Below are 24,149 nucleotides of genomic sequence, written 5' to 3'. Positions count from 1 at the left end.
GAAAGGCCGCGCGGGCCTTCCTGACCGGTGTCACATGTGGTCGCGCGGGATGACCCGGCTCCAGACCTTCCGGTGGATCCGCCGGTCGCCCTCGTAGGCGAGGACGGAAGCAGACACGATCCAGTCGCCGGCGGTGCACGACAGGGATGCGAAGGTCTCGGTGCGGATGCGCCAGTCTCCCCGCGACGTCTCGGCCGTCCAATGGGCCTCCGCCCGCGCGGAGAGCGGGTCGTCCGGGTCGATGGTCCAGATCTCTCGGCGCACGAGCCGGGTCGTCGGGCCCGTCTCGGTCGCCTCCCGCGCGCCGCTGTCCTCGAACACCCTGTACGTCGTGCGTCCGTCGACGAGGTTTCGCTCCACGGTGCGACGGAGTTCCGGCGGCCGATGCTCGGTAGGGGTCTGCGCCTCGGCGGGGCCGGGCGGCGGAGGGACGTCGACGGGGGTTGCGTCCTCGCCGAGGAGCGGCAGCGACAGCTCGATGCTCTGCGGCTCGATCCGGATCCCGCCAGTGCCGGGAGCGGGCCAGACCATGGGCCAGTAGGCGTTCGACAGGGAAAGGCGCAGCCGGTTCCCTGCCGCGAAGCGATAGCCGCATGCGTCGAGGAGCAGCCGCACCGTCACCGGCTCGTCCGCCGGCATGTCCAGGGGGTGCTCGTGGCCGTCGCGGTGGGCGAGGTTCAGCACGCCTAGAGACACGCGGGTCGCCGAGCCGTCGGGATGCACGTCGACGAGCCGTGCGACGAGGTTCTGGGGATCCTTCGTCCGCAGCGTCAGGGTCAGTGACGGACGGCCGAGAAGCGCGAGCGGCTCGTCGAACGGGGCGCTCTCGAAGGTCAGGGAGGCCGCGTCGTCGTAGCGCTGATCGCCCGCGATGCCGACGCCGGTCTCCTCGGTGAAGTACTCGCCGCCCGCGGTGCCGAGGTCGCCGGGCGTGTTCAGGTGGATCTCCGCTGGCTGCCAGCTCTCCTGCTCGCGCACGAGGCTGCCGTGTTCTCCGGCGTGGAGATTCAGAAGCTCCGGTTGCCGCCATTCCTTCACGCCGACCCAGCTTCCCGGGTCGTTTTCGCGCCTCGGGGAGTGGCGCGGCGAGTGAGAAATATGGGCGCGGACGGCGGGCAAGGCGGCCGCCCCCGTGCGCTCGCGCTTCAGCCAGCGTCCCCACCACCGCACGGCCTCCTCGACGAAGTCCGCGGCCGGTCCCGGCCAGGCGAGGTGGGGATAGCGGTGGGCCCAGGAGCCGATCAGAGCCTTGCTGTGGCGCTGGCGGCCGTTCTCGTCCCGCAGGAGCCCTTCTAGTCCCTTCAGGGGCGTGTTGCGGTAGCCGTCGGCCCAGCCGGCGACAAGCAGAACCGGAACCTCGATCGCGGCGAAGTCCTCGCAGACCGAGCCGTGCTTCCAGAACGCGTCGCGCCGCTGATGGGCGAGCCATTCCTCGAGCATGAAGGGCTCGTTCTCCAGCCGGTCGAGCCACATCTCCCGCCACGCCTCGCCGACGATCTCGGGATCGGGCGGTCGCGACTGGAAGCTCGCCATGGCGGCCGCCCAGGCGAAGTTCGAGCCGAGGTGACAGCCGCCCTTGTAGTGGATGTCGTCGTCGTAGCGGTCGACGGTCGAGGCGACCGAGATGATCGCCTTGAGCGGCGCGGGGCGGAGCGCTGCCACCTGGAGCGCGTTGAAGCCGCCCCACGAGATGCCCATCATGCCGACGCTGCCGGAGCACCAGGGCTGCGCCGCGATCCAGTCGATCACCTCGCAGGCATCGGCCAGCTCGCGCGGCGTGTACTCGCCGTCGATGACGCCGTCGGACTCGCCGGAGCCGCGGATGTCGACCCGGACGCCCGCGTAGCCGGCGGCCGCGAAAGCCGGGAAATAGGTGTCGTCCCGCTGCCTCGTGCCGTCGCCCTTGCGGTAGGGCACGAATTCGAAGATGGCGGGAACGGGCTCCGCCGCCGCGGCATCCGGCATGAAGATCCGTGCCGCGAGCCGCGAGCCGTCGGAGAGCGAGATCCACTCGTTCTCGACAACGGAGAAGCCCCTGTTCGTCATCTCGTCCTGCCCGCCTGCGACGTTCCCCAACGGAGCGAGGCGCCCCAGGCCCCGCCGTCACGGACGTGTCATGGGGGGAATCGCGTGCGGACGCAACCTTCGGGGCGGGAGAAAGGCGAGGCGGCGCCGGGCTAGGGTTGGCCGCCCTCCTGAACGTCGAGGATCGCGTCGATGCCCTGCCGCACGAGACGGCGTGGCCGGTCGCGGGCCTCGAGCACGAACAGCGCGAGCGAGCGCGGCCCCACTTCGTAGACGGCGCCGAACCCGAAGCCCGGCAGCTTGCCGATCCGCCCCTCCATCGTATCGATGAGCCGCAGCCAGTGGTCGCCCTCGGGGACTTCCGGGAGCGTGAACTCGACCGGCTCGTGGTGGGCGTTCGTCACGATGAGGAGCGTCGCGTCGTCGCCCCGTCGCTTGATGCCGGTCGGCTGGGCACGCCCGTCGAGCAGCATGCCGAAGCACCTCCCGTTGCCGTCGTGCCAGTGCTCCTCTGCCAGCTCCTCGGTGTTGGGCAGGAGCCAGGTGACGTCCTTGACGTCGAGCTCCTCGTTGTACTCGCCCGCGAGAAACCGGGTCCGGTGGAGGATCGGATAGGTCTTGCGGATCGCGATCATCGTGCGGACGAAGTCGAGAAGGTCGGTGTCCGCCGTGTCGATGTCGTCCCACTTGAGCCAGCTGATCTCGTTGTCCTGGCAGTAGGCATTGTTGTTGCCGTGCTGCGAGTTGCCGAACTCGTCGCCGGCCAGGATCATCGGCGTCCCCTGGGACAGCAGGAGCGTCGCCAGGAGGTTGCGCTTCTGGCGCTCGCGCAACGCGAGGATCGCTCTGTCCTCGGTCGGTCCTTCCGCGCCGTGGTTCCAGGAATGGTTGTGCGAGTGGCCGTCCTTGTTGTCCTCGCCGTTCGCCTCGTTGTGCTTCTCGTTGTAGGAGACGAGGTCGTTCAGCGTGAAGCCGTCATGGGCGGTGATGAAGTTGACGCTGGCCCAGGGCTTGCGGCCGCGCTTGTTGAAGAGGTCGGCCGAGCCCGCGAGGCGGGCGGAGAAATCGGCGAGCTTGCCCTCGTCGCCCTTCCAGTAGGCGCGCACGGTGTCGCGGAACTTGTCGTTCCACTCGGCCCAGCCCGGCGGGAACTGGCCGACTTGGTAGCCGCCGGGGCCGATGTCCCACGGCTCGGCGATCAGCTTCACGCTCGACAGCACCGGGTCCTGCCGGCAGGCGTCGAGGAAGCCGCCACCCTCGTCGAAGCCGTAGGGCTCGCGCGCGAGGATCGTGGCGAGGTCGAAGCGGAAACCGTCGACCCGCATCTCGGTCGCCCAGTAGCGCAGGGAATCGGCGACCATCTGCAGCACCCTCTGGTGCGACAGGTTCACCGTGTTTCCGGTTCCGGTGTCGTTGATGTAGTAGCGCTTCTCGTCGGGCATCAGCCTGTAGTAGCTGGCATTGTCGATGCCCTTGAACGAGAGGGTGGGCCCGAGCTCGTTGCCCTCGGCGGTGTGGTTGTAGACGACGTCGAGGATCACCTCGAGGCCGGACTGGTGGAACTGGTTCACCATCTCCTTGAATTCGTTGACGAAAGGCGACTGGAGATAGCGCGGGTCGGGGGCGAAGAAGCCGATGGAGTTGTAGCCCCAGTAGTTCCTCAGCCCCTTGTCGATCAGGTAGGAGTCGTCGACGAAGGCGTGGATCGGCAGGAGCTCGGCTGCGGTGACGCCGAGCGTCTTGAGATACTGCGTCACACGCGGGTTGCCGAGGCCCGCGAAGGTGCCGCGCAGCGGCTCCGGGATCGCCTGGTTCAGCTTCGTGAAGCCCTTGACGTGCATCTCGTAGATGACGGTGCGGTCCCACGGGACGGCCGGCCTGCGCTCCGCGCCCCACGTGAAGGCGGGGTCGATCACCCGGGCCTTGGGGATCAGCGCGGCGCTGTCGCGGTCGTCGAAGGAGAGGTCCTTGTCCTTCGAGCCGATCACGTACCCGAACAGCTCGGGGCCCCATTTGAGGTTCCCCACGAGCTGCTTCGCGTAGGGGTCGATCAGCAGCTTGTTGTGGTTGAAGCGGTGACCGGCTTCCGGCTCGTACGGCCCGTGGACCCGGAAGCCGTAGACCGTGCCCGGCCGGGCCTCGGGGAGATAGCCGTGCCACACCTCGTCGGTATATTCCGGCAGCTCGAACCTCTCGAGCTCCTTCACGCCCTCGTTGTCGAAGATGCAGAGCTCGACCCTCGTCGCGTGGGCGGAGAAGATCGCGAAGTTCACCCCGAGCCCGTCCCAGGTTGCACCGAGGGGAAACGGCGAGCCCTCCCTGATGCGGTCGGACGTGCTGCGCAGGATGTTCACGTGGGGAGGGTGCATGGGAGCCTTGTCCGGGAGGTGGTGCCCCCAGAGAACGGGGGCGCCGGGTGCGGGGTTCCTCTCTTCTTCCGCCTCATCTGCGCCGCCTCTCACGGAAGAGGATGTAGATGCCGCTCATGATGATGATCCCGGCCCCGACATAGGTCCAGGCGCCGGGCACCTCGCCCCACAGGACGAAGCCGAAGACGGTCGCCCAGAGGAGGGCGGTGTAGTCGAACGGGGCCACGACGGCGGCCGGCGCCATGCGGAAGGCCTGGGTGATCAGCGTCATGCCGAGCGTGCCGCAGAGAGCGAGGGCGGCGAAGCCCAGGAGGTGCTCGGGCCGCGGCGTCTCCCACACGAATGGCAGGACGAGGGCGCTGAACAGGAGGGGCCAGAACGTCACCTGCACCATCAGCGTCCAGACGCTTTCGGCGCTGCCGATGCGCCGCGCCGACAGCATGAGGAGTGCATAGAGGACGGCTGTGCCGAGCGGCAGGAGCGACGCCGTCTGGAACGTCTCGCCCCCGGGCTGCACGATGACCAGCACGCCCGTGAAGCCGACGAGACAGGCCGCCCAGCGCCGCCAGCCCACATGCTCGCCGAGAAGAGGCACCGAGAGCGCGGTGATGAAGAGCGGCGCCGCGAAGACGAGCGCCGTCGCCTCGGCGAGCGGCAGGAGGGTGAGGCCGGTGAAGAACGCGACCGCCGCGGCGACGACCAGCGCGCCGCGCAGCGCGTGCAGCCGCGTGTGCCTCGTGTACAGGACGCCCTTGCCCCGCAGGCCGACCGCGAGCAGCGCCACCAAGGGCAGGGCGATGAGGTTGCGCATGAAGACGAGCTGCAGCGGCGCGTAATACTCGGTCAGCCACTTCGCGACGGCGTCGTTGGTGCAGAGGAAGAGGATCCCGAGGCAGATCGTCCCGATGGCGGGCAGGGCACTGCCGGCCGCAGCCTCGGCACCCGCCGTTCCGGCGAGAGCCGACCGTGCGCCCGCGGTCGCCCGGGTGCGTCTGTCCTGGAGTCCGCGATGGTCGAGCATCGATCCTGCCGTCCCGCATGGCGGCGGCGGGAACAGCCCCGCCGGCACGGGCACGTCTTTCCAGATCCCGTCACCCCGGGCAAGACGGGCGACGGCGCTTCACTCCGCGGCTTCCCGATGCCGCTTGTCCGGGGGTGCGAGGGCGGGGAAGTCGGCGCTCGTCAGCGTCTCCCGCTCGATCAGCAGCCTGGCGCCGGCGTCGAGATCGGCGCGGCGCGCCCGCAGCACCTCGGTTGCCCGCGCGAAGGCCTCGTCCACGAGCTTGCGCACGGCGAGGTCGATCTCGCGACCGGTCTCCTCGGAATAGTCCTGCTTCTGCGACCAGGGAATCTGGTTCTGCAGGAAGGCCTGCCGCTCCTGCTCGTAGACGACCTGACCCACCTCCGGCACCATGCCGAAGCGCGTGATCATCTGTCGGGCGATGTCCGTCACCTTCACGAGGTCGTCGGCGGCGCCCGTCGAGACCTCGTCATAGACGAGGCTCTCGGCCGCCCGTCCGCCCATCAGCACGGCCATCCGGTTCTTCAGGTCCTCCGTCGTCTGCAGGAAGCGCTCCTCCGTCGGCCGCTGGATGGTGTAGCCGAGCGCGCCGATGCCGCGCGGGATGATCGACACCTTGTGGACCGCGTCCATGCCCGGCAGCGCTGCAGCCACGAGGGCATGGCCCATCTCGTGATGCGCGACGACCTCGCGCTCATGTGGATTGAGCACCCGGCTCTTTTTCTCGAGCCCGGCCACGATGCGCTCGATCGCGTTGGTGAAGTCGGCCATGGTCACCTCGCCGGCGCCCCGTCGCGTCGCGAGAAGCGCCGCCTCGTTGACGAGGTTCGCGAGGTCTGCGCCGGTGAAGCCGGGGGTGAGCGCGGCAACCTGCTGGAGGTCGACGTCCGGCGCGAGGCTCTTCACCTTCCGGATGTGCACCTCGAGGATCTGGAGGCGGCCCGAGCGTTCCGGCCGGTCGACGAGGACCTGCCGGTCGAAGCGGCCCGCGCGCATCAGGGCGGGGTCGAGGATCTCCGGCCTGTTCGTCGCCGCCAGCAGCACGATGCCCTCGCTCGGGTCGAAGCCGTCGAGTTCGGCGAGGAGCTGGTTCAGCGTCTGCTCCTTCTCGTCCTGGCCGCCCATGATGCCGGGGCCGCGGGCGCGGCCGAGCGCGTCGAGCTCGTCGATGAAGATGATGCAGGGCTTCGCCTTGCGCGCCTGCTCGAAGAGGTCGCGCACGCGCGCCGCGCCCACGCCCACGAACATCTCGACGAACTCCGAGCCCGAGATCGAGAAGAAGGCGACGCCCGCCTCGCCGGCGACCGCGCGGGCGAGAAGCGTCTTGCCGGTGCCGGGCGGACCGACGAGGAGAATCCCCTTGGGAATGTGCGCGCCGAGCCGACCATAAGTCGCGGGGTCACGGAGAAAGGCGACGATCTCCTTCAACTCGTCCTTCGCCTCGTCGACGCCGGCGACGTCCTCGAAGCTGACCTTCGTGTCGCGCTCGACATAGACCTTCGCCTTGGACTTGCCGACGCTCATCAATCCGCCGATGCCCTGGCGGTCGGCGACGCGGCGGATGAGGAACATCCACAGGGCGAAGAAGAAGACGAGGGGGAGCACCCAGGACAGGATGGTGGAGATGAGGGTGTTCGTGACCGTGCCGTCGAACTCGACATTGTGGGCGCGCAGTTGCCCGGCGATCTCCGGCTCGACGCGGTTCGTGACGAACATCGACCGCCCGGCCTGCGGCTCCCGGTAGCGGCCGACGAGGCGCTCCTCCTGGATCTCGACCTGCGCGATGCGCCCGTCCTGCAGCGCCTGAAGGAACTGCGAGTAGGGGATCTGCTCGACGGTCTGGGAGGTCGTGTACCAGCTCTGGAACAGGATCAGGAGCAGGAAAGCCCCGATCACGTACCAGATATGGATCTGCATCTTCTTGTCCACGGCGGCGGCTCCGGCTCGACGGATGATCGTGTCGAGCCAAAGGATGCCGGGACTTGGCCGGTGCCGCCACGACTTCGATCAAGTCGGCGCGCCTGTCGCGATTTCAGCCGCCATAGGCGAAGAAGAAGACGAGGAACGCCGCCACCACGGCGGCGAGGACCGCCCACAGCCCGATCAGGAGCCCGCGCGACCCGTCCCCTCGCGAACTTTCGCGGGGTGTGCTGCGGACCTCCTGCCGGTAGGCCGTCGCGGTGGCCTCGGGCGACGACGGGTTGCCGCCTGCCTCCTCGTCGGTTCCGAGCGGAGAGGCGGCCGGGTCGGGATAGGCGACCTTGTCGCCGCCTTCGCCCCGATCGATCGCGTGCCTCAGCTGCTCGGGGTGGCGGGGCTTCGTCTCGGCGTTCATCCGGTGCTCCTGTCGCTCCGTTCCTTCAGGAAAACAGGATGACAACGGCTGCCGTTCCCGCGAGTTCGAAGACCGTGGACGCCTGCGGCATGGCGCAGATCTCCCACAGCGTCATGCAGATCTTGGAGGCCCACAACGCGTGACGGCGGGGCTTGAAGGCCCCGCCGTCAGAACTGATCCGCCTGAGCTTAGGTCAGCTCAGTAGCCGCGCGGGCAGCGCGCCGTGTAGACGCGACCGTCGCGGTCGCGGTAGCGGCACTGACCCTGTTCGGAGGCGCGACCGATGAGAGCGCCGGCAACCGCGCCCGCCGCGCCGCCGATCACCGCACCACCGACGCTGTCCGTCGCAAGTCCACCGATGACGGCACCCGTGCCACCGCCGATCGCCGCGCCCTGCTCCGTCGGGGTGCAGGCCGCAACGGCAAAGACGAGGGACAGGACTGCAATGATCATCTTCATGTTTGTACGCTCCGCTGTGCTCTCTGGGCCGATGGTGGTTCTTCGTCGTCGACAAGGCTCATCCACGGGCGTCGCCGTTCGTCGGCCTCCCCTTCGACGGCAGCGGGCCGGCGAGGCCGGCCGTCACCGCATCCGGAACCTCATGTTCCCGACACTCACACAATCCCCGAGGAGGCTCCCTGTTCCGCCCCCGGGAGCAACGAAGGTCAAGTGTTGCACGCCGGACCGCCACCTGAAAGTTCCTCGAAGCGCTTCCGCTGTAGAGGCGATGGCCTACGTGGTGGCTGCAATCGGGCTCGCTCCCTGAGCTCTCGCGCCGTCTTCCCGAACTGGGAACAACCGATCGCATGAAGATTGAAAGGAGACGTTCCATGATCCGTACGATCCTGCGCGACTATGGCTGGGCTCACCTTGCTCTCGGGCTCACCGGTAACCTTGCCTTCTTCGCCGGATCGATCCTGTTCCTGCCGCGCTTCGAGGATATCAAGACGATCGGCGTCTGGCTCTTCATCGTAGGCTCCTTCCTGATGCTCGTGGGTTCCGCCGGAGGTCTCCTGAAGCAGATCTGGGAGAAGGAGCACGGGGAGCAGGCGTGACCGATCGACGTCGGGACCGTCGTTCCTGACGGGATCTGTCAGGCAGATGCAGCTTCGCCCCTCGCCAGGCGGGCCTTGAGCGCCCATATTCTGCCGATGCCGCGCACGAAGAAGACTCTCGCCCCCACCGGCTTCGAAGAGGCGCCACAGGCTTCCTTCGAAGGCGACCCGTTCCATCTCGACGCGATGTTCCCGCCGGAATCGCGCCAGGCCAAAGGCGGCCGGGCGACGGACACCCGTGCCGAGGAAGCCGCGGAGCCGAAGAAGCCCGCGAGGACCCCCCGCTCCAGGGCGAGCAGGCCGGAGCGCGCGCCGCGCATCGAGGGCACCGAGGGGCAGGACTACGCCGGACCGGCGGGCGCAGGGCCGAGCGTCGCGCGCGTCGCGGAGGACAACCTCCAGGCGTTGCTCGAGCGCGGCCGGCCGTTCTACGTGCGCGACGACGGCCCGGAATGGGTGCCCCACCGTCCGCCCCGGCCGGAGAAATCCGAAGGCGGCGTGCCGCTGCGCATCGTCTCGCAGTACGAGCCGCGCGGCGACCAGCCTCAGGCGATCGAGGAGCTCGTTGCCGGCATCGACGCGCACGAGCAGACGCAGGTGCTGCTCGGCGTCACCGGCTCGGGCAAGACCTACACGATGGCGCAGGTGATCGAGCGCACCCAGCGCCCCGCGATGATTCTCGCGCCGAACAAGACGCTGGCCGCGCAGCTCTACTGCGAGTTCAAGTCGTTCTTCCCCGACAACGCCGTCGAGTACTTCGTCTCCTACTACGACTACTATCAGCCGGAGGCCTACGTCCCGCGCACGGACACCTATATCGAGAAGGAATCGAACATCAACGAGCAGATCGACCGGATGCGCCACGCGGCGACCCGGGCACTGCTCGAGCGCGACGACGTGATCATCGTCGCCTCGGTCTCCTGCATCTACGGTATCGGCTCGGTCGAGACCTACACGGCGATGAGCTTCCAGCTGAAGCTCGGCGAGCGCATCGAGCAGCGCCAGCTGATCGCCGACCTCGTGGCGCTGCAGTACAAGCGCAACGACGTCGGCTTCGCCCGCGGCACGTTCCGCGTGCGCGGCGACACGATCGAGCTCTGGGCCGCGCATCTGGAGGACCGCGCCTGGCGCATCTCGCTGTTCGGGGACGAGATCGAGGCGATCGACGAGTTCGACCCGCTGACCGGCAAGAAGACCGACAGCTTCAAGGTCATCAAGGTCTACGCGAACTCGCACTACGTGACGCCGCGGCCGACGCTGAACCAGGCGATCAAGGGCATCAAGGCTGAGCTGAAGACGAGGCTCGACGAGCTGAACAAGGCGGGCCGCCTGCTCGAGGCGCAGCGCATCGAGCAGCGGACGGTGTTCGACCTCGAGATGCTCGAGGCCACCGGCTCCTGCGCGGGCATCGAGAACTACTCGCGCTACCTCACCGGCCGAAACCCCGGGGAGCCACCTCCGACGCTCTTCGAGTACCTGCCGGACAACGCCATCGTCTTCGCCGACGAGAGCCACGTGACCATCCCGCAGATCGGCGGCATGTATCGCGGCGACTTCCGGCGCAAGGCGACGCTGGCCGAGTACGGCTTCCGCCTGCCGTCCTGCATGGACAACCGGCCCCTGCGCTTCGAGGAGTGGGACGCGATGCGGCCGCAGACGGTGGCGGTCTCGGCGACGCCCGGTCCTTGGGAGATGGGCGAGACGGGCGGCGTCTTCGTCGAGCAGGTCATCCGCCCGACGGGCCTGATCGACCCGCCGGTCGAGGTGCGGCCGGCGAAGACGCAGGTCGACGACCTCCTCGACGAGGTGCGCAAGGTCACGGCCGCAGGCTACCGCGTCCTCTGCACCGTGCTGACGAAGCGCATGGCGGAGGACCTGACGGAATACCTGCACGAGCAGGGCATCCGGGTGCGCTACATGCACTCCGACATCGACACGCTGGAGCGCATCGAGATCATCCGGGACCTCCGGCTCGGCACGTTCGACGCGCTGGTGGGCATCAACCTCCTGCGCGAGGGCCTCGACATTCCCGAATGCGCCCTCGTCGCGATCCTCGACGCCGACAAGGAGGGCTTCTTGCGCTCCGAGACCTCGCTCGTCCAGACGATCGGGCGCGCCGCGCGCAACGTCGACGGCAAGGTCATCCTCTACGCCGACACGGTCACCGGCTCGATGCGGCGCGCCATGGAGGAGACGGAGCGCCGCCGCGCGAAGCAGCTCGAATACAACGAGGCGAACGGGATCACGCCGGAATCGGTGAAGCGCGCGATCGGCGACATCCTCCAGTCCGTCTACGAGCAGGACCACGTCACGGTCGATGCGGGCCTCGCCGAGGCCGCGTCCACCTACGGCCACAACCTTCGCGCGGTCATCGACGACCTCTCGGCGAGGATGCGGGAAGCCGCCGCCAACCTCGAGTTCGAGGAGGCGGCGCGGCTGCGCGACGAGGTCAAGCGGCTGGAGCAGGTGGAGCTCGAGGCGGGCGCCGACCAGATGGCGCTGCCGGAACCTGCGGATGGCGGCCGCCAGGGTCGGCGAGAGGGCAAGTCAGCCTCCTCGTCCGAGCGCATCCGCAAGCCGACACTCGACGAGATGGGCCCGCACGCGATGAACCCGACGCCGCTCGGCAAGCAGGACTGGGCGAAGCCGGAGCGCGGAACGCAGGACGGCCGCGGACAGGGACGCGGCAGATCCACCGGCGGCAGACCGGGCACGCGGACCTACAAGAAGAAGGGAAACTGAGCCGGCCATATGTGCCGGACGCCAGGACTTGAGGCACGACGGGAACCGTTCATTCACCGTTCAGCTTCTTCCTGACAAACATAAGCTCAAGGCGGAGCACTGCAGCGACGGGACGCGCGACATCGACCTCCGCCAATCGAGGAGATTTGCAGATGAAGTCGCTCACCAGGAAGATCGCGGCCGGCGCCCTGACCCTGACGATGGCCGCCACGGCCGTTCCCCTCACCGCGACGACGGCGGATGCCGGCTGGCGCGGGCACGGCTATCACGGCCACTACCGGCCGGCGCCGCGCCACTATTACCACCGCCGCAGCAATGACGGCGCGCTGGCCGCCGGCGTGATCGGTCTGGCCGCCGGCGCCCTGATCGGTGGAGCGATCGCCTCCCAGCCTGCCCCGGCACCCGTCTACCGCGAATACCGTGACTACCGGGCCTACCGCCCGGAGATGAGCCGCGCCGACTGGGACGCGTACTGCTACTCGAAGTACCGCTCCTACGACGCCCGCACGGGCACCTATCTCGGCTATGACGGCTACCGGCATTACTGCCAGTAAGCTGACGCACACTCGTCTTCTCAGAGGGCGGCTCCCGCGAGCCGCCCTTTTTCGTCGGCGCGCAACCAGTGCTGGCGAACAGGACGGCACGGCGCTCCTTGATCGAGCGCGCCGGACTCTCGACAGAGGCGCGATTGCGGACGCAGGAGAAGCCCGGCTCAGGCACTCCCGCGCTCGCGCCAGCGCCGTGTCGCTCTGCCCGCGGCACCGGCTTCCCCTTGCCATCGATCGGCCGGGGTGCTTTTTTATCTGAGCGCTCAAAAAAATATGGGGAACAGCGATGCTCGCCGATCAAGCAACGACTGCGGTGCCGAACGACTGGGACCGCCGCGGGTTGCCGGCCTGGACCTATACGAGCGAGGAGATGTTCGAGGTCGAGAAGGAGGAGCTGTTCCGAAGCCGCTGGCAGCTCGCCTGCCACGTCAACGACGTCGCCGAGCCCGGCCGGTATCTCTGCTTCGACATAGCAGGCGAGCGCGCCGTCATCATTCGCGGCCGCGACATGCAGGTCCGCGCCGTCCACAATGTCTGCCGCCACAGGGGCAGCCGTGTCGTGGCGGCGGAGAGGGGGCAGTGCAAGGCGGCGATCGTGTGCCCCTTCCACGCCTGGTCGTACAATCTCGACGGCACTCTGCGCGGCGCGGCGCGACCGGAGACCCTGCCGGACCTCGATCCCGTGGAGTGGGGTCTGAAGCCCGTGGAGATGGAGATCTGGCGCGGCTTCGTCTTCATCCGGTTCAAGCCGAGCGAGCAGCCGTCGATCCGGGAGATCATGGCCCGCTTCGACGAGGAGATCGCGCCATACGAGACCGAAACGCTTCTTCCCGCCGGCGACGCGTTCTGGAGCGAGGCGCTGGAGGTGAACTGGAAGGCCGTGCGCGACGTCGACAACGAGGGGTATCACGTGCCGATGGCCCATCCGGCGCTGCAACAGCTCTACGGGCAGCACTACTACGACGAGCCGTTCGTGGGCGGCACCTCCCGCTCCTTCGCGACCTTCAACGAGAGCCACGGCAAGCTCTGGAGCGTGCGCCACTATCGCAGCGTCCTGCCGGAGGCGACGTGGCTGCCCGAGAGCCACCGCAAGGCCTGGCTCTATGCCGGGATCTTTCCGAACGCGGTCATCGGGCTCTATCCGGACTCGGTGATGTTCTACCAGGAGATCCCCGTGGCGGTGAACCGCACGATCCTCCGCGGCGCCGTCTACCGCCGGCCGGAGGAAAGCCGGAAGCTCAAGCTCGCCCGCTATCTCAGCGGTCGCATCGACGCGATCACCAGCGAGGAGGACCAGCAGCTGACGATCTGGTCCTGCGAGGCGTCGAACTCAAGCGCCTTCGACGGCATCATGCTCTCGGATCTTGAGTATGGCGTGCGGACCTACCACGATGAGCTGCGGGCCGTGATGCCGGTCATGAACGAGGCCCAGGCTCCGGCGGAGGGAACGCTGGCGCGGCGCAACGCGGAGCTTCTCGCCTCGCGCGGGTCGTGAGGCGGGACAGGTGAGGGCGCGCGGCACGGAAGGGATCGGATGAGCACGAGCGAGCCGGCTCGGAACTCGGGTCTCGCGCGACTGCCGGAGGCGGATCGCCTTGCCATACTCGGGCGGCTCCGCGACCTGGTGGCGCGGCCCTCGGCCCGCGGCTACGTCATGGTAGCCCCGCCCTTCGCGTACGCCCTCCTGCTCCTCGCCGCCCCGCTCGCGATGATCGTCGCGTTCAGCTTCTGGACGCAGGACTACCTCACGATCGACCGGACCTTCACCCTCGCGAACTACCGCGCGGCGTGGACGGACCCGCTCTACCGGCTCCTGATGCTGCGATCGCTGGCGATCTCGGGGGTCGTGACCCTCGGGACGATCCTGCTCGCCTTCCCGATCGCCTACTACGTCTCCTTCCGCGTGCCGCAGGAGCGGAAGGCGCTCTGGATCTTCCTGATCACGATCCCGTTCTGGACGAGCTACCTGCTTCGCGTGTTCCTCTGGAAGGTGATCCTGGGCTACCAGGGCGTCCTCAACACCGGGTTGATCGAGCTCGGCATCATCGAGGAGCCGCTGAGGTTCATTCTCTACAACGCGAACGCGGTGGTGATCACCCTCATCCACGCCTGGGCCCCGTTCGCGATCCTGCCGATCTTCGTGGCGCTCGAGCGGATCGACCGCAGCCTCCTCGAAGCGGCGGAGGATCTCGGTGACGGACCTATCGAGCGCTTCCGCCGCATCACCCTGCCGCTCGCCCTGCCGGGCGTGCTGGCGGCGGCGCTCATCGTCTTCATCCCGACGATCGGCGACTACGTGACGCCTCAGCTCGTCGGCGGAAAGGACGGGCTGATGATCGCGAACATGATCCAGGTGCAGTTCGGCAAGGCGAACAACTGGCCGCTCGGCGCCGCCCTCGCGATCTCCGCCATGACGATGGTCGCGTCGATCTCGCTCGTCCTCGTGTGGCTGTCGCGCCGCGTCGGGCCGCGGCAGGCGGGGTAGGGGTGGTCATGCGCAAGCACGGATGGCTCGGCGTCTACGCGGTCGCCTATCTCGTCTTCCTCTACGCGCCGGTGCTCCTCCTGCCGCTCTTCGCGTTCAACGACGGCACGATCATCGCGTTTCCCCTGAAGGGGTTCTCCACCAGGTGGTTCGAGGAGCTCTGGCAGACGGCCGCGGTCCATCGCGCCGTCGAGAACAGCCTCTATGTCGGGCTGGCGACGGCCGTCATCTCGACGACGCTCGGCATCTTCGCCGCCCGGGCCGGGGCGCGCTACGCGTTCCCCGGCAAGCGCGGCATCCTCGGCTTCATCATGTTGCCGCTGGTCTTGCCGGAGATCATCATCGCGACGTCGCTGCTCGTCGTGCTCGTCCAGCTCGGCTTCGGGCTTTCGCTGGGGCTCGTCGTCCTGGGTCACGTCCTTCTGTGCCTGCCGTTCTCGATCTCGATCCTGAACGCGAGCTTCCAGGGCTTCGACCGCAACCTGGAGGAGGCCTCGCAGGATCTCGGCGAGAGCGCGCTGATGACGTTCTGGCGCGTGACCCTGCCGCTCGTCACCCCCGGCATCATCGCGAGCCTCCTGATCTCGTTCACGATTTCGCTCGACGAGTTCATCATCGCCTTCTTCCTGACGGGGACCGAGCCGACCTTGCCGGTCTACATCTGGAGCCAGCTGCGCTTCACCGCGAAACTGCCGAGCATGATGGCGCTCGGCTTCCTTCTTCTCCTCTTCTCCCTGGTCCTCCTCGTGACGGCGGAGTACTTCCGCCGGCGCTCGCGAGCACGAGCCAGCGGCGGCGACCCATCCGGAGGGATGATGTGAAACAGGACGTTTCTGCCCGTCCCGCGGCCGCCCGGCCGATCATCGAGCTGAGGGAGGTTCAGAAGAAGTTCGGCGACTTCACCGCGCTTCACGGCGTCTCCGCGGACATTCGCGAGGGCGAGTTCTTCTCGCTGCTCGGGCCCTCCGGCTGCGGCAAGACCACGCTGCTGCGCCTCATCGCCGGTTTCGAGGAGCCGACCTCCGGCACCGTCGCCATCGCCGGCAAGGCGATGGCCCACGTGCCGCCGAACCGCCGCCCGACCAACATGGTGTTCCAGAGCTACGCGATCTTTCCGCATCTCGATGTCGAGCGGAACGTCGGCTACGGCCTGAGGCGCCTGGGTCTCGACAAGGCCGAGCAGAGGCGCCGCGTCGAGGAGGCGCTCGAGATGGTCGACCTCGCCGGCTACGGCGGTCGCGGCGCGAACGAGCTGTCGGGGGGGGCAGCGCCAGCGCGTCGCGCTCGCCCGTGCGCTCGTTCTCCGGCCGAAGGTCCTGCTGCTCGACGAGCCGCTCTCCGCGCTCGACAAGAAGCTTCGCGAGCAGATGCAGGTCGAGCTCCGGCGGCTTCAGCGCGCGGTCGGCATCACCTTCATCCTCGTCACCCACGACCAGGAGGAGGCGCTCATCATGTCGGACCGGATCGCGGTGATGTTCGGCGGCCGGATCGCCCAACTCGCGAGCCCGGAGGAACTCTACCGCCGGCCTGTGAACCGCGATGTCGCCTCCTTCATCGGCGTCATGAACTTCTTCTCCGGCCGCGTCGTCTCGAACGGTGGCGACACCTACCGTCTCGACGTGCAGGCGCTGGGGCAGGTCGAGGTGCCGACAAGCCAGGCGCCGGAGGGCGTGAAAGGCGCGGACGTCCAGGTCGGCGTGCGCCCGGAGATGCTGACGCTCCTCCTGCAGGAGGGCGAGACGGCGGAGCGGGTGACGGAGGGTGAGGTCGTGGAGGCCGTCTATTACGGCGACATGACCTACTACAACGTCATGCTCCCGGGCGCCGGCGCACCGGTGATGATCTCAATGCGCAACACCGCCGGGCGCCCGATCCTCACGGCGGGCGACCCGGCGCGCGTGGGGTGGGGCGCGGAGTCGGTGCTGGTGCTGAACTAGGCCCGGTCGGCCTCCACGCTCAGCACCGTGAGGTGGCGCGTCTCGCCCGTCCTCGTGTCCCAGGCGATCAACGCGCCCTCGGCGAGCCCGATCAGGGCCGCACCCATGGGGGTGAGGACGGAGATGCGCCGCTGCGCGATATCGGCCTCGCCCGGCAGCACGACGCGCACGGTCTGCACCCGCTGCGACACCTCGTCCCGGAACGTCACGTTCGAGCCGATATTCACGACGTTGCCCGGGAGGTCCTCCCTCCGGAGGATCGTGGCCCTCTCGATCTCGTGGAGGAGCCGGTCCGCCACCTCCGGTTGCCGCAGCTGGGCGGCCGAGGCCAAGGCCTGGAGCTGGTCGACATAGGTCGAGTCCAGGTACACCGGCGGATCCCGGTCGGTGGTCGTCATTTCATTCAAGTATAGCATTTTCAGTATCCATCTTTTCTTGTCGTTCTGGTGAGCCGGATGAGCCGGGCCCGCGTCTGCCTGCGCCGTCATCTCCGGTACTCGCCGCAATGCTGTCGCATGGACCGCCGCGCGTGCTCGGGCTGGAACAGCACGCGTCTCAGTTCGAGACCGCGCTGCCTGCCGTCGACCTCGATGTGGACGCCAGTCTGACCTGCCCTCATTCCAAGGAGCGTGGCACCCAGAGGGGTCGTGACGGGCAGGCCCTGATGGGCGAGCGCCTCATGATCCCAGAAGGTCAGAACACGCTGCTCCTCGGGACCGCCCTCTATGGAGAAGCCGATCCGGCTGTTGGCGCTGGCGATGTCGGGCGGCAGGTCCGCCGTCATCACGATGCGGGCATCCGCCAGCTTCGCCCGCATAAGCCTTACGAGGAAATCCGACTGCCGCGGCCGTTTCGCGAGCTCCAGCATCTGGTGCTCGAGCAGGCCGTGGTCCTTGACCGTCAGGCAGCACTCCAGCGGTCGCACCGCGTCGAGGGCTTCGAACTCAGCCGGGTATGTCCAGTCATTTGATGTGCCGGACGAGGTCGTACCGAACGCCTCGCCGTGCAGTCCCTGAAGATTGCGCATTGCCGATCCCGCTCCCGGTCGATCGTGTCGACCGGTCCCTGACTCGCCGATTTTCTGGTGAGAGAGGTCCCCGAGCGGAGATGAGCGCTATTGTGCCCTAGCCCGCTCGGGGCAGGGATCCTGCGAGAAGCGACCCTGCGAACAGCAGGATGCGGTTTGTCTCGGGACTGAACATAGCAAGTTGAAGATGGGCGCTGGGTGCGGGAATGTCAACAATGCCCGAGGTGACGGCGTCTTCTTGACCGCCGCGCGGAGAGCCCACCTTCAGTCTGCCTCCGGGCGTTCCCTGATGTGTCTCGACCGAAAGGCGATGGCCGTCGCCGCGGCAATCGCCGCCGTACCCAGGAACGCCGGAGATCCCCCGAGTGCATCGGAGGCCAGTCCCGCCGCGGCCGGACCGAGCACGCTTCCCGCGGCGACGGCGAGAAGCACGATCGTGAAGCTCAGCGACGGGAGCGCCGGGAAGAGCCGCTCGGACCAGAATGCCAGCACCGCGCTCATCATCATGACGTAGATCCCCTGGAGCCCCGCCGAAGCCACGACGCCCACCGAGCTCGTCGGCATCAGCGCGAGGAGACCCAGGGACAGGGCACAGGAGAGCATCAGGAGGCGCAGGAGCCACGGCAGGCCCAGCACCTCCTTGAGGCGGCCCGTGAGGAGCCCGAGCAGGCCGAACAGGCCATAGCAGATGAAGACGAGGCTGCCGGACGTGCTCGCCGGCAGTCCCGAGACGCCCCCGGCCTGCGCGATCCGGTCGGCCGCGAAGGAAATGTAGATCGCCGAGGTCACGCCATAGCTGAGGCCGATCCCCAGGAGCGGCATGGCCGAAGCCTGAAGCAGCTGGCGCCATTGCTGCGCCGGGCCGGCCTGCGGGGTGCCTGCGACCTCCCGCAGCGCCATCCAGTTGCCGAGAAGTGCAAGCGCGCTGGCGATCGCGAAAGCGGCCCAGCAGAGCCGCCACGAAATGCCGCCGATGCCGAGAAGGAGCGCTGCGGCCCCCGCGGCCGCGATCCCCAGGGCGGTGCCGGTGCTGACGAGGGACAGCGCGGCTGGCCGCGCGCCGTCCTCCACCTTCCGGTGGATCACGTTGTTGAACGGCGCCCACGAGAAGCCGGCGCTCGACATCGCGAGAAGCACGCCCAGGGAGAGGATGGCCAGGTTCGGAGCCGCGGCGACGGCTCCCATGCCGACCGTCGCGGCCAACAGTCCGGCCATGATGGACAGACGCGGCCCTCTGCGGTTCGTCATGGCCTGCGAGATCAGCAGGCCCATGAAGAATCCGAGGAAGCCGAGGCTCGACACGAGACCGCCGGTCTGGGTCGAGATCTCGAACTCCGACTTGAACTGCGGGAGGAACAGGCCGAACCCCATGCGGGCCGGCCCGTAGGTGATGGCGGTCGCGGCGAAGCCCGCGGCGGACAGCTTCCAGAACGGTGTCATGCGGGGCGAACGATAGTCGCCCGTATGAAGTTCGGTCTGCCGGAGCGGCTATGGATAACTTCGCCGGCGGAGCCTCGCGACGTCGCCGCCTCCCGCTCAGAACCCCGCCTTGATCCGCTCGAACTCCGCGATCATCTTCTCGCGCATCTCGTGGCCGATCGGCGCCTGCCACAGCGTCTCCTCCCGCATCGCGGCGGGATCGGTGAAGCCGCTCTCCTTCAACGTCTCCTCACCGAGCGCGCTCATGCCCTTCTCGTTGCCGTGGCCGTAGCCCCAGGCCGTGACGAGGTATTCCGAGACGTCCGGGGTGAGGGTGGCGTTCACGAAGTCGTAGAACCTCTCCTCCGAGCCCGGCGCATCGGCCAGGTGGACATAGCCGCAGACCCAGGCACTCGATCCCTCTTCCGTGTCGAGCTTCATCGCGACGGGCTGCCCGTCGGCCTGCATCGTCGTCGCGGTCTCGTTCCAGGCCCAGGCGAGCGTCACCTCGCCCGACTGCATGAGCTGGGCGAGGTTCGCGCCGTCGGACCAGTAGGCGCGCACGTTCTCGTGGACCTTGCGAAGGAAGTCGGACGCCCTCTCGAAGTCCTCGTCGGTCGCCTCCGTCCAGTCGTGCACGCCGGTGGCGAGGAAGGCGAGGGCGTAGGCGTCGTCGACATTGTCGCCGATCGAGACCTGTCCCTCGAACTTCGGATCGGCGAAGGCCTGCAGCGAGCGGACGTCGTCCTCGTTCAGGCTGTCCGTGCGGTAGGTGAGGGCCGTGTTGCCCCATTCGAATGGGACGAAATACGTGTCCCCGTTTTTCGTGAAGCCCTCCATGTCGCGGAAGGCCGGGATCAGGTCGTCCCACGCCTCGATCCGTCCGGTGTCGATCGGCTGCAGGAGGCCCGCCTCGTTCCACTTCGCGACCGACTGGGAGCAGGGATGCGCGGCATCGGCCCTGAATCCCGAGCGCAGCTTCTGGAAGGCCTCCTCCTCGTCGCCGAAGAACGCGAAGGTCGGCGAGGCCCCGTGCTTGTCGATATAGGCCTGGTGGAAGGCCGGGTCTTCGTAGCCCGCCCAGTCGAAGACGACGAGCTCTGCGTCCGCGGCGTGCGACGCCACGGGCACCAGCGCGGTCCCCATCGCCAGCGCCGTGATCAGGGGCAGTCCCTTCATGGTTCTTCTCCTCTCTGGTTTATCGTTGTGGCCGCCGGCCTGCGGTGGCCGTTCCCGTTCGGCGGTTGCGAGCAAGCCGCCTCTCAGAGCACCTCCGCCTCGACCCGTGCGATCGCCCGCTCCAGGATGTCGAACATCTCGTCGATCTCGTCCTCCGTGATGATCAGCGGCGGCGAGAACACGCACATGTTGATGAGTGGCCGCACGATCAGGCCCATCTCCTCGCACTTCGCGTCGATGCGCGCGCCGATGTCCTTGTCGAGCTCGAGCCGGTCGGCCTCGCTGCGCCCGCGGCCCTCGGGCACGTGGCACTCGACGCAACCGACGAGACCCATGCCGCGGGCATCGCCGACGATCTCGAAGCGTGACTGGGCCTTCAGCCGCGCCTGGAACTTCGGGGTGACCTGCCGGACGTGCTCGAGAAGGTTCTCGCGCTCCATGATCTCGATGTTCTTCAGCGCCGCCGCGCAGCAGACGGGGTGGCCCGAATAGGTGTAGCCGTTCGAGAAGAGCACGCTCTCGCGGTCCGGGCCGGAGACCTCGTCGATCAGCCGGTCCGAGATGATGCAGGCGCCGAGCGGCAGGTAGCCGGATGTCAGGCCCTTCGCGCAGGTGACGATGTCGGGCACGATGTCGAAGACGGGTTCCGAGGCGAACCAGTGGCCGAGCCGCCCGAAGGCGGTCACCACCTCGTCGGAGATGTAGAGCACGTCGTGGCGCCGGCAGACCTCGAGCGTGCGGCGATGGTAGCCGGGCGGCGGCACGATGACGCCTCCCGATGCGAGGATCGGCTCGGCGATGAACGCGGCGACGTTCTCCGGGCCGGCCTCGACGATCGCGGTCTCGAGGTCCTGCACCTTGAGGTCGCACCAGTCCTCGACGCTCATCCCCTCCGGCCGGACATAGGGGTTCACGTTCGGCAGGAAGCGCACGAGCCGCTTCTCGGTGTCGAGGAAGCTCTTGTCGCGCTCCTTGCCCGAGACGGTGGCGGAGAGATAGGTCGAGCCGTGATAGCCCTTCTCGCGGGCGATGAAGAGCTTTTTCTGAGATTTCCCCCGCAAGTTGTTGTAGAACTGGGCAAAACGCAGCGCGCTGTCGACGGCCGACGAGCCGCCCGTCGTGAAGAACACGGAGTTGAGGTCGCCCGGCGCCATGTCGGCGAGCTTCTTCGCCAGCACGGCGGAAGGCTCCGAGGCGAACGCCCATGGGCTGTGGTAGGAGAGGCTCATCGCCTGCCGGGCGATCGCCTGCGCCATCTCCTCCCGGCCGTAACCGATCTGCACGTTCCACATCCCGCCCGGCCCGTCGATGTAGCGGCGCCCTTGCGGGTCGTAGAGGTAGATGCCCTTCGCCTCGTGCGCGATCACCCGGTCCATCCCCGCGACCCCCATGGAGTCCCAAGGGTGGAAGAAGTGCTCGTTGTCCCACTGCCGGATGGCGCGGGGATCGGTGCCGTTCGATGTCGTCTTCTTGTCCAGCATGACGCCTGATCCGGTCCTCGGGCTCTAGAAGGGCTTGGGCGGCGTGGCGCGGACGCGTGCCGGCCGGTAGAACGGCCGCTCGACGATGCGCGCGGGCGCCATGACGCGATCCCACCTGCCTTCCTTGTTGACGTAGATCTCGACGAAGATCCGGTCGCTTCGCGTGACGCCGAAGGGCGCGGCGAGCTCGGCGAGCGCGATGTTGCGCTTGGCCGTCGGCGACCAGGCCGCCGAGGTGATGCGGCCGATCTCCTTGCGGCCGCGGTGATAGACGAGGGCATCGCGAGCCGGGGCCTTGCCGGCGATGTCGAGCCCGACGAGCATGTGGCGCGGCTCCCTCTCGCTGAGCTTCAGGAGCGCGCGGCGCCCGTTGAAGTGACCTTTCCCGAAGTCGACGAGCCGGCCGAAGCCGAGTTCGAAGGCCGAGCGCGTGCGGCCCGTGCGCGTCGCCCGGTGCGAGGAGATGAAGTCGGCTCCGGTCATCACGAAGCCTGCCTCTATGCGGGCAATGTCCATTGCCCGGTAGCCGATCGCGCGCAGGCCCCACAGGCGGCCCGCCTCCCACAGCCGGTCCCAGAGGGGCAGGGCGGCGCCCGGCGAGATCCAGAGCTCGTAGCCGAGATCGCCGGTGAAGCCCGTCCGCGAGATCCACAGACCCGGCTCGACCTCCCGCAGGTCGAAGGGCCTCATCGACCTGGCGTCGCCGAGACCCGCCGCCTCGAGCACCGAGAAGGAGGTGGGACCCTGCAGCGCGAGAGCCGCGACGTCCTCCGTCTCGTCGCTCATCTCCACGTCGAAGCCCCAGGCGATGTCGAGGAGCCAGGAATATTGCGGCTCCTGGCAGCACAGGCGGAAGTCGCTCTCGCCGAAGCGGAAGATTGTCCCGTCGTCGATCACCATCCCGTCCTCGTCGCACCAGATGGCATACGCGACGCGGCCGGGCTTCAGCTTGCGGATGTCGCGGGTCACGAGCCGGTTCACGACCCGCTCCGCTTCGGGGCCGGAGATCCGGTACTTGTAGATCGGCGAGATGTCGTAGAGCGTCGCTTGGTTGCGGATGGCGAAATACTCGCTCTCGACCGTGTCGAGCACGGCGGGCGAGGCGCAGCCGGCCCACCACATCCAGTCGCGCGTCAGGTCGAGCGCCTTGAGGCGCGCGTCGAACGGCGTCGTCTTCAGGCCGCGCTCGACGCCCTTGCGCGATCCTGCGGCGGTGGAGGTGTCGCGGATCATCTCGTTCATGCCGCAGCCGCCTCGTCCTTCAGGGCCTGGAGTGCCGCGTTCCGGCCAGGAGAGCCGGTGACGTCGCCACCGGGATGCGCGCCGGCGCCGCAGAGATAGAGGCCCGGCAGGCCCGTCGCGTAGCGTCCGATGCCGTTGGCGGGCCTGAGCATCAGCATCTGGTCGACCGTGAGCTCGCCGTGGTGCCAGTGGCCGCCGGGTGCGCCGGTCATCGCCTCGATGTCGACCGGGGACAGGATGTCGGCGTGAACCATCGTCTCGCGCAGGCCCGGCATGAAGGGGGTGAGCGCATCGAGGGTCAGGTCGAGGAGCCGCCGCTTCGCCTCGTCGCTCCAGCCGCCGGCGAGGCCGTGCGGCACGTATTGCACGATCGCCGAGAGGACGTGCGTGCCTTCCGGCGCCAGCGTGCGGTCGCTCAGCGTCGGTATGACGGCCTCGATCAGCGGCGCCTTCGACATCTCGCCGTATTTGGCGGGATTGAAGGCGCGCTCGATGTATTCGAGCGACGGCGCGAGCAACAGTCGCCCGGCCGTCTGCTCGTCCGAGAGCCCCTCCACGCCGGGAGCCTGCGACAGGACCAGGTTGATCTTGGCGGCGGCGCCGCGCGCCCGGACATGGCGGATGCGGCGCGCCGCCTCCGCGTCGAAATGCTCGACCCCGGCGAGCCTCATCGCATGGCCGACGCTGGAGCTGCAGAGGACGAGGTCGGCGCCGATCAGCATCCCGTCGTCGAGGGCGACCCCGGTTGCGCGGTCGCCATGCACCGTGATCCGCTCGACCGACCGGCCGGTGACGATCTCGGCGCCCGAACCGGCGGCGGCCGTGGCCAGGGCCTCGGTCACCGAGCCCATCCCGCCCTCCGGCAGGGAGACCCGGCCGCCCTGGGCCATGCGGTACATCAGGCTCAGCACCGTCCCCGGCGACCGTGGCGCGGCCCAGCCGCCGAGCACGGCGTCGGCGCCGAGCATCCCCGCGAGCGGGCCATCCGGCATCTCGTCCATCACGAGGTCGCGGACGTTCGACAGGAGGTCGTGCAGGAACGCCTCCATCTCGGCCTTGCCGAGCCGGCGGACGGAGAGGCCGAGCCCGGCGAGCGCCCCCGATCTCGGCGATCTTCTCCCGGTCGAGGCCGTCGAAGGCGAGGTCGGGCGGCGTGCGGTCGAGCAGCGGCTTCAGGAGTGTCGCGAAGCGCGCGAGCCTCTGCCTCAGCCTCGCATAGGCCGCGGCGTCCGGATGCACGGTGCCGTCGGCGAATGATGCCTCGTCGCCGTTGGCGACGATGTG

Annotated in this window: 20 protein-coding genes and 1 pseudogene; 8 read left to right on the top strand and 13 right to left on the bottom strand. The window is 68.3% G+C overall.

The features are described from left to right. Window positions 1-30: 30 nt before the first annotated feature. From N177_RS11590 to N177_RS11565, 6 genes are all read right to left on the bottom strand, one after another. Window positions 31-2,046: a CocE/NonD family hydrolase gene (locus N177_RS11590; protein ID WP_023432522.1), complete on the bottom strand. Its 2,016-nt coding sequence runs from the start codon at window positions 2,044-2,046 to the stop codon at window positions 31-33. Between the two features lie 131 nt (window positions 2,047-2,177). Further along, window positions 2,178-4,394, bottom strand: a complete 2,217-nt coding sequence (gene glgX, locus N177_RS11585; RefSeq protein ID WP_023432521.1) for a glycogen debranching protein GlgX — start codon at window positions 4,392-4,394, stop codon at window positions 2,178-2,180. Window positions 4,395-4,467: 73 nt separating this feature from the next. Next, window positions 4,468-5,415, bottom strand: a complete 948-nt coding sequence (locus tag N177_RS11580; protein ID WP_023432519.1) for a DMT family transporter — start codon at window positions 5,413-5,415, stop codon at window positions 4,468-4,470. 99 nt (window positions 5,416-5,514) lie between these two features. Further along, window positions 5,515-7,344, bottom strand: coding sequence for an ATP-dependent zinc metalloprotease FtsH (ftsH, locus tag N177_RS11575; protein ID WP_023432518.1), 1,830 nt, complete (start codon window positions 7,342-7,344; stop codon window positions 5,515-5,517). A gap of 103 nt (window positions 7,345-7,447) precedes the next feature. Then, entirely contained in the window at window positions 7,448-7,750 is a 303-nt protein-coding gene (locus tag N177_RS11570) for a hypothetical protein (RefSeq protein WP_023432517.1), read from the bottom strand. A 198-nt stretch (window positions 7,751-7,948) separates the two neighbouring features. Then, on the bottom strand, window positions 7,949-8,209 hold the full coding sequence (locus N177_RS11565; RefSeq protein ID WP_023432516.1) for a glycine zipper domain-containing protein: 261 nt from the start codon (window positions 8,207-8,209) through the stop codon (window positions 7,949-7,951). 371 nt (window positions 8,210-8,580) lie between these two features. Between N177_RS11565 and N177_RS11560 the strand changes: the two genes are divergently transcribed. The 8 genes and pseudogenes from N177_RS11560 (at window position 8,581) to N177_RS22055 (ending at window position 16,517) form a co-directional block, all read left to right on the top strand. Next, the gene (locus tag N177_RS11560) at window positions 8,581-8,805 is read left to right on the top strand and encodes a YrhK family protein (RefSeq protein WP_023432514.1); all 225 of its coding nucleotides are present in this window, start codon (window positions 8,581-8,583) and stop codon (window positions 8,803-8,805) included. A 96-nt stretch (window positions 8,806-8,901) separates the two neighbouring features. Beyond that, on the top strand, window positions 8,902-11,547 hold the full coding sequence (uvrB, locus tag N177_RS11555) for an excinuclease ABC subunit UvrB (RefSeq protein WP_051402352.1): 2,646 nt from the start codon (window positions 8,902-8,904) through the stop codon (window positions 11,545-11,547). A 152-nt stretch (window positions 11,548-11,699) separates the two neighbouring features. After that, entirely contained in the window at window positions 11,700-12,101 is a 402-nt protein-coding gene (locus N177_RS11550; protein ID WP_023432512.1) for a BA14K family protein, read from the top strand. A gap of 280 nt (window positions 12,102-12,381) precedes the next feature. After that, on the top strand, window positions 12,382-13,590 hold the full coding sequence (locus tag N177_RS11545; RefSeq protein WP_023432511.1) for an aromatic ring-hydroxylating oxygenase subunit alpha: 1,209 nt from the start codon (window positions 12,382-12,384) through the stop codon (window positions 13,588-13,590). 159 nt (window positions 13,591-13,749) lie between these two features. Next, window positions 13,750-14,580 (top strand): ABC transporter permease, encoded by an 831-nt coding sequence (locus N177_RS11540; protein ID WP_051402359.1) that lies wholly within the window; start codon window positions 13,750-13,752, stop codon window positions 14,578-14,580. 8 nt (window positions 14,581-14,588) lie between these two features. Continuing rightward, the gene (locus N177_RS11535; RefSeq protein ID WP_040485673.1) at window positions 14,589-15,401 is read left to right on the top strand and encodes an ABC transporter permease; all 813 of its coding nucleotides are present in this window, start codon (window positions 14,589-14,591) and stop codon (window positions 15,399-15,401) included. Beyond that, window positions 15,398-15,787 (top strand): annotated as a pseudogene (locus N177_RS22060) (ABC transporter ATP-binding protein); the annotation flags it as partial. The gene N177_RS11535 and the pseudogene N177_RS22060, both read left to right, overlap by 4 nt. A gap of 160 nt (window positions 15,788-15,947) precedes the next feature. After that, window positions 15,948-16,517 carry an ABC transporter ATP-binding protein gene (locus N177_RS22055; RefSeq protein WP_244444274.1) on the top strand — a complete coding sequence of 190 codons (570 nt, stop codon included), beginning with the start codon at window positions 15,948-15,950 and terminating at the stop codon, window positions 16,515-16,517. Here N177_RS22055 and rnk read toward each other — a convergent pair. The 7 genes from rnk to N177_RS11495 all read right to left on the bottom strand — a co-directional run bounded on the left by rnk (window position 16,514) and on the right by N177_RS11495 (window position 23,914). Continuing rightward, entirely contained in the window at window positions 16,514-16,933 is a 420-nt protein-coding gene (gene rnk, locus N177_RS11525) for a nucleoside diphosphate kinase regulator (protein ID WP_244444273.1), read from the bottom strand. The two genes, N177_RS22055 and rnk, sit on opposite strands and share 4 nt — an antisense overlap. A gap of 68 nt (window positions 16,934-17,001) precedes the next feature. Continuing rightward, on the bottom strand, window positions 17,002-17,544 hold the full coding sequence (locus N177_RS11520) for a GreA/GreB family elongation factor (RefSeq protein WP_023432506.1): 543 nt from the start codon (window positions 17,542-17,544) through the stop codon (window positions 17,002-17,004). A gap of 264 nt (window positions 17,545-17,808) precedes the next feature. Beyond that, window positions 17,809-18,984, bottom strand: coding sequence for an MFS transporter (locus tag N177_RS11515; protein WP_023432504.1), 1,176 nt, complete (start codon window positions 18,982-18,984; stop codon window positions 17,809-17,811). Between the two features lie 96 nt (window positions 18,985-19,080). Further along, window positions 19,081-20,142, bottom strand: coding sequence for an extracellular solute-binding protein (locus tag N177_RS11510; protein ID WP_023432503.1), 1,062 nt, complete (start codon window positions 20,140-20,142; stop codon window positions 19,081-19,083). 83 nt (window positions 20,143-20,225) lie between these two features. After that, window positions 20,226-21,623 carry an aminotransferase gene (locus N177_RS11505; protein WP_023432502.1) on the bottom strand — a complete coding sequence of 466 codons (1,398 nt, stop codon included), beginning with the start codon at window positions 21,621-21,623 and terminating at the stop codon, window positions 20,226-20,228. A 24-nt stretch (window positions 21,624-21,647) separates the two neighbouring features. Further along, window positions 21,648-22,865: an aminomethyl transferase family protein gene (locus tag N177_RS11500; RefSeq protein ID WP_023432501.1), complete on the bottom strand. Its 1,218-nt coding sequence runs from the start codon at window positions 22,863-22,865 to the stop codon at window positions 21,648-21,650. After that, window positions 22,862-23,914 (bottom strand): phytoene desaturase family protein, encoded by a 1,053-nt coding sequence (locus N177_RS11495; RefSeq protein WP_023432500.1) that lies wholly within the window; start codon window positions 23,912-23,914, stop codon window positions 22,862-22,864. The genes N177_RS11500 and N177_RS11495 overlap by 4 nt, the downstream gene beginning before the upstream one ends. Between the last annotated feature and the right edge of the window lie 235 nt (window positions 23,915-24,149).

Source organism: Lutibaculum baratangense AMV1 (assembly GCF_000496075.1).
GTDB lineage: Bacteria > Pseudomonadota > Alphaproteobacteria > Rhizobiales > Tepidamorphaceae > Lutibaculum > Lutibaculum baratangense.
The sequence above is the reverse complement of the archived record's forward strand: the minus strand, read 5'-3'. Positions and strand labels throughout refer to the sequence as shown.

Bases quoted from the DNA above. Each gene is read 5' to 3' on its own strand.
- glgX (WP_023432521.1), bottom strand. From the start codon at position 4,394: ATGCACCCTCCCCACGTGAACATCCTGCGCAGCACGTCCGACCGCATC.
- N177_RS11535 (WP_040485673.1), top strand. From the start codon at position 14,589: ATGCGCAAGCACGGATGGCTCGGCGTCTACGCGGTCGCCTATCTCGTC.
- N177_RS11590 (WP_023432522.1), bottom strand. From the start codon at position 2,046: ATGACGAACAGGGGCTTCTCCGTTGTCGAGAACGAGTGGATCTCGCTC.
- N177_RS11505 (WP_023432502.1), bottom strand. From the start codon at position 21,623: ATGCTGGACAAGAAGACGACATCGAACGGCACCGATCCCCGCGCCATC.
- N177_RS11540 (WP_051402359.1), top strand. From the start codon at position 13,750: ATGGTAGCCCCGCCCTTCGCGTACGCCCTCCTGCTCCTCGCCGCCCCG.
- N177_RS11500 (WP_023432501.1), bottom strand. From the start codon at position 22,865: ATGAACGAGATGATCCGCGACACCTCCACCGCCGCAGGATCGCGCAAG.
- N177_RS11545 (WP_023432511.1), top strand. From the start codon at position 12,382: ATGCTCGCCGATCAAGCAACGACTGCGGTGCCGAACGACTGGGACCGC.
- N177_RS11550 (WP_023432512.1), top strand. From the start codon at position 11,700: ATGAAGTCGCTCACCAGGAAGATCGCGGCCGGCGCCCTGACCCTGACG.
- N177_RS11520 (WP_023432506.1), bottom strand. From the start codon at position 17,544: ATGCGCAATCTTCAGGGACTGCACGGCGAGGCGTTCGGTACGACCTCG.
- N177_RS11560 (WP_023432514.1), top strand. From the start codon at position 8,581: ATGATCCGTACGATCCTGCGCGACTATGGCTGGGCTCACCTTGCTCTC.
- N177_RS11515 (WP_023432504.1), bottom strand. From the start codon at position 18,984: ATGACACCGTTCTGGAAGCTGTCCGCCGCGGGCTTCGCCGCGACCGCC.
- N177_RS11495 (WP_023432500.1), bottom strand. From the start codon at position 23,914: ATGGAGGCGTTCCTGCACGACCTCCTGTCGAACGTCCGCGACCTCGTG.
- N177_RS22055 (WP_244444274.1), top strand. From the start codon at position 15,948: ATGCAGGTCGAGCTCCGGCGGCTTCAGCGCGCGGTCGGCATCACCTTC.
- N177_RS11510 (WP_023432503.1), bottom strand. From the start codon at position 20,142: ATGAAGGGACTGCCCCTGATCACGGCGCTGGCGATGGGGACCGCGCTG.
- N177_RS11570 (WP_023432517.1), bottom strand. From the start codon at position 7,750: ATGAACGCCGAGACGAAGCCCCGCCACCCCGAGCAGCTGAGGCACGCG.
- uvrB (WP_051402352.1), top strand. From the start codon at position 8,902: ATGCCGCGCACGAAGAAGACTCTCGCCCCCACCGGCTTCGAAGAGGCG.
- N177_RS11580 (WP_023432519.1), bottom strand. From the start codon at position 5,415: ATGCTCGACCATCGCGGACTCCAGGACAGACGCACCCGGGCGACCGCG.
- rnk (WP_244444273.1), bottom strand. From the start codon at position 16,933: ATGCTATACTTGAATGAAATGACGACCACCGACCGGGATCCGCCGGTG.
- N177_RS11565 (WP_023432516.1), bottom strand. From the start codon at position 8,209: ATGAAGATGATCATTGCAGTCCTGTCCCTCGTCTTTGCCGTTGCGGCC.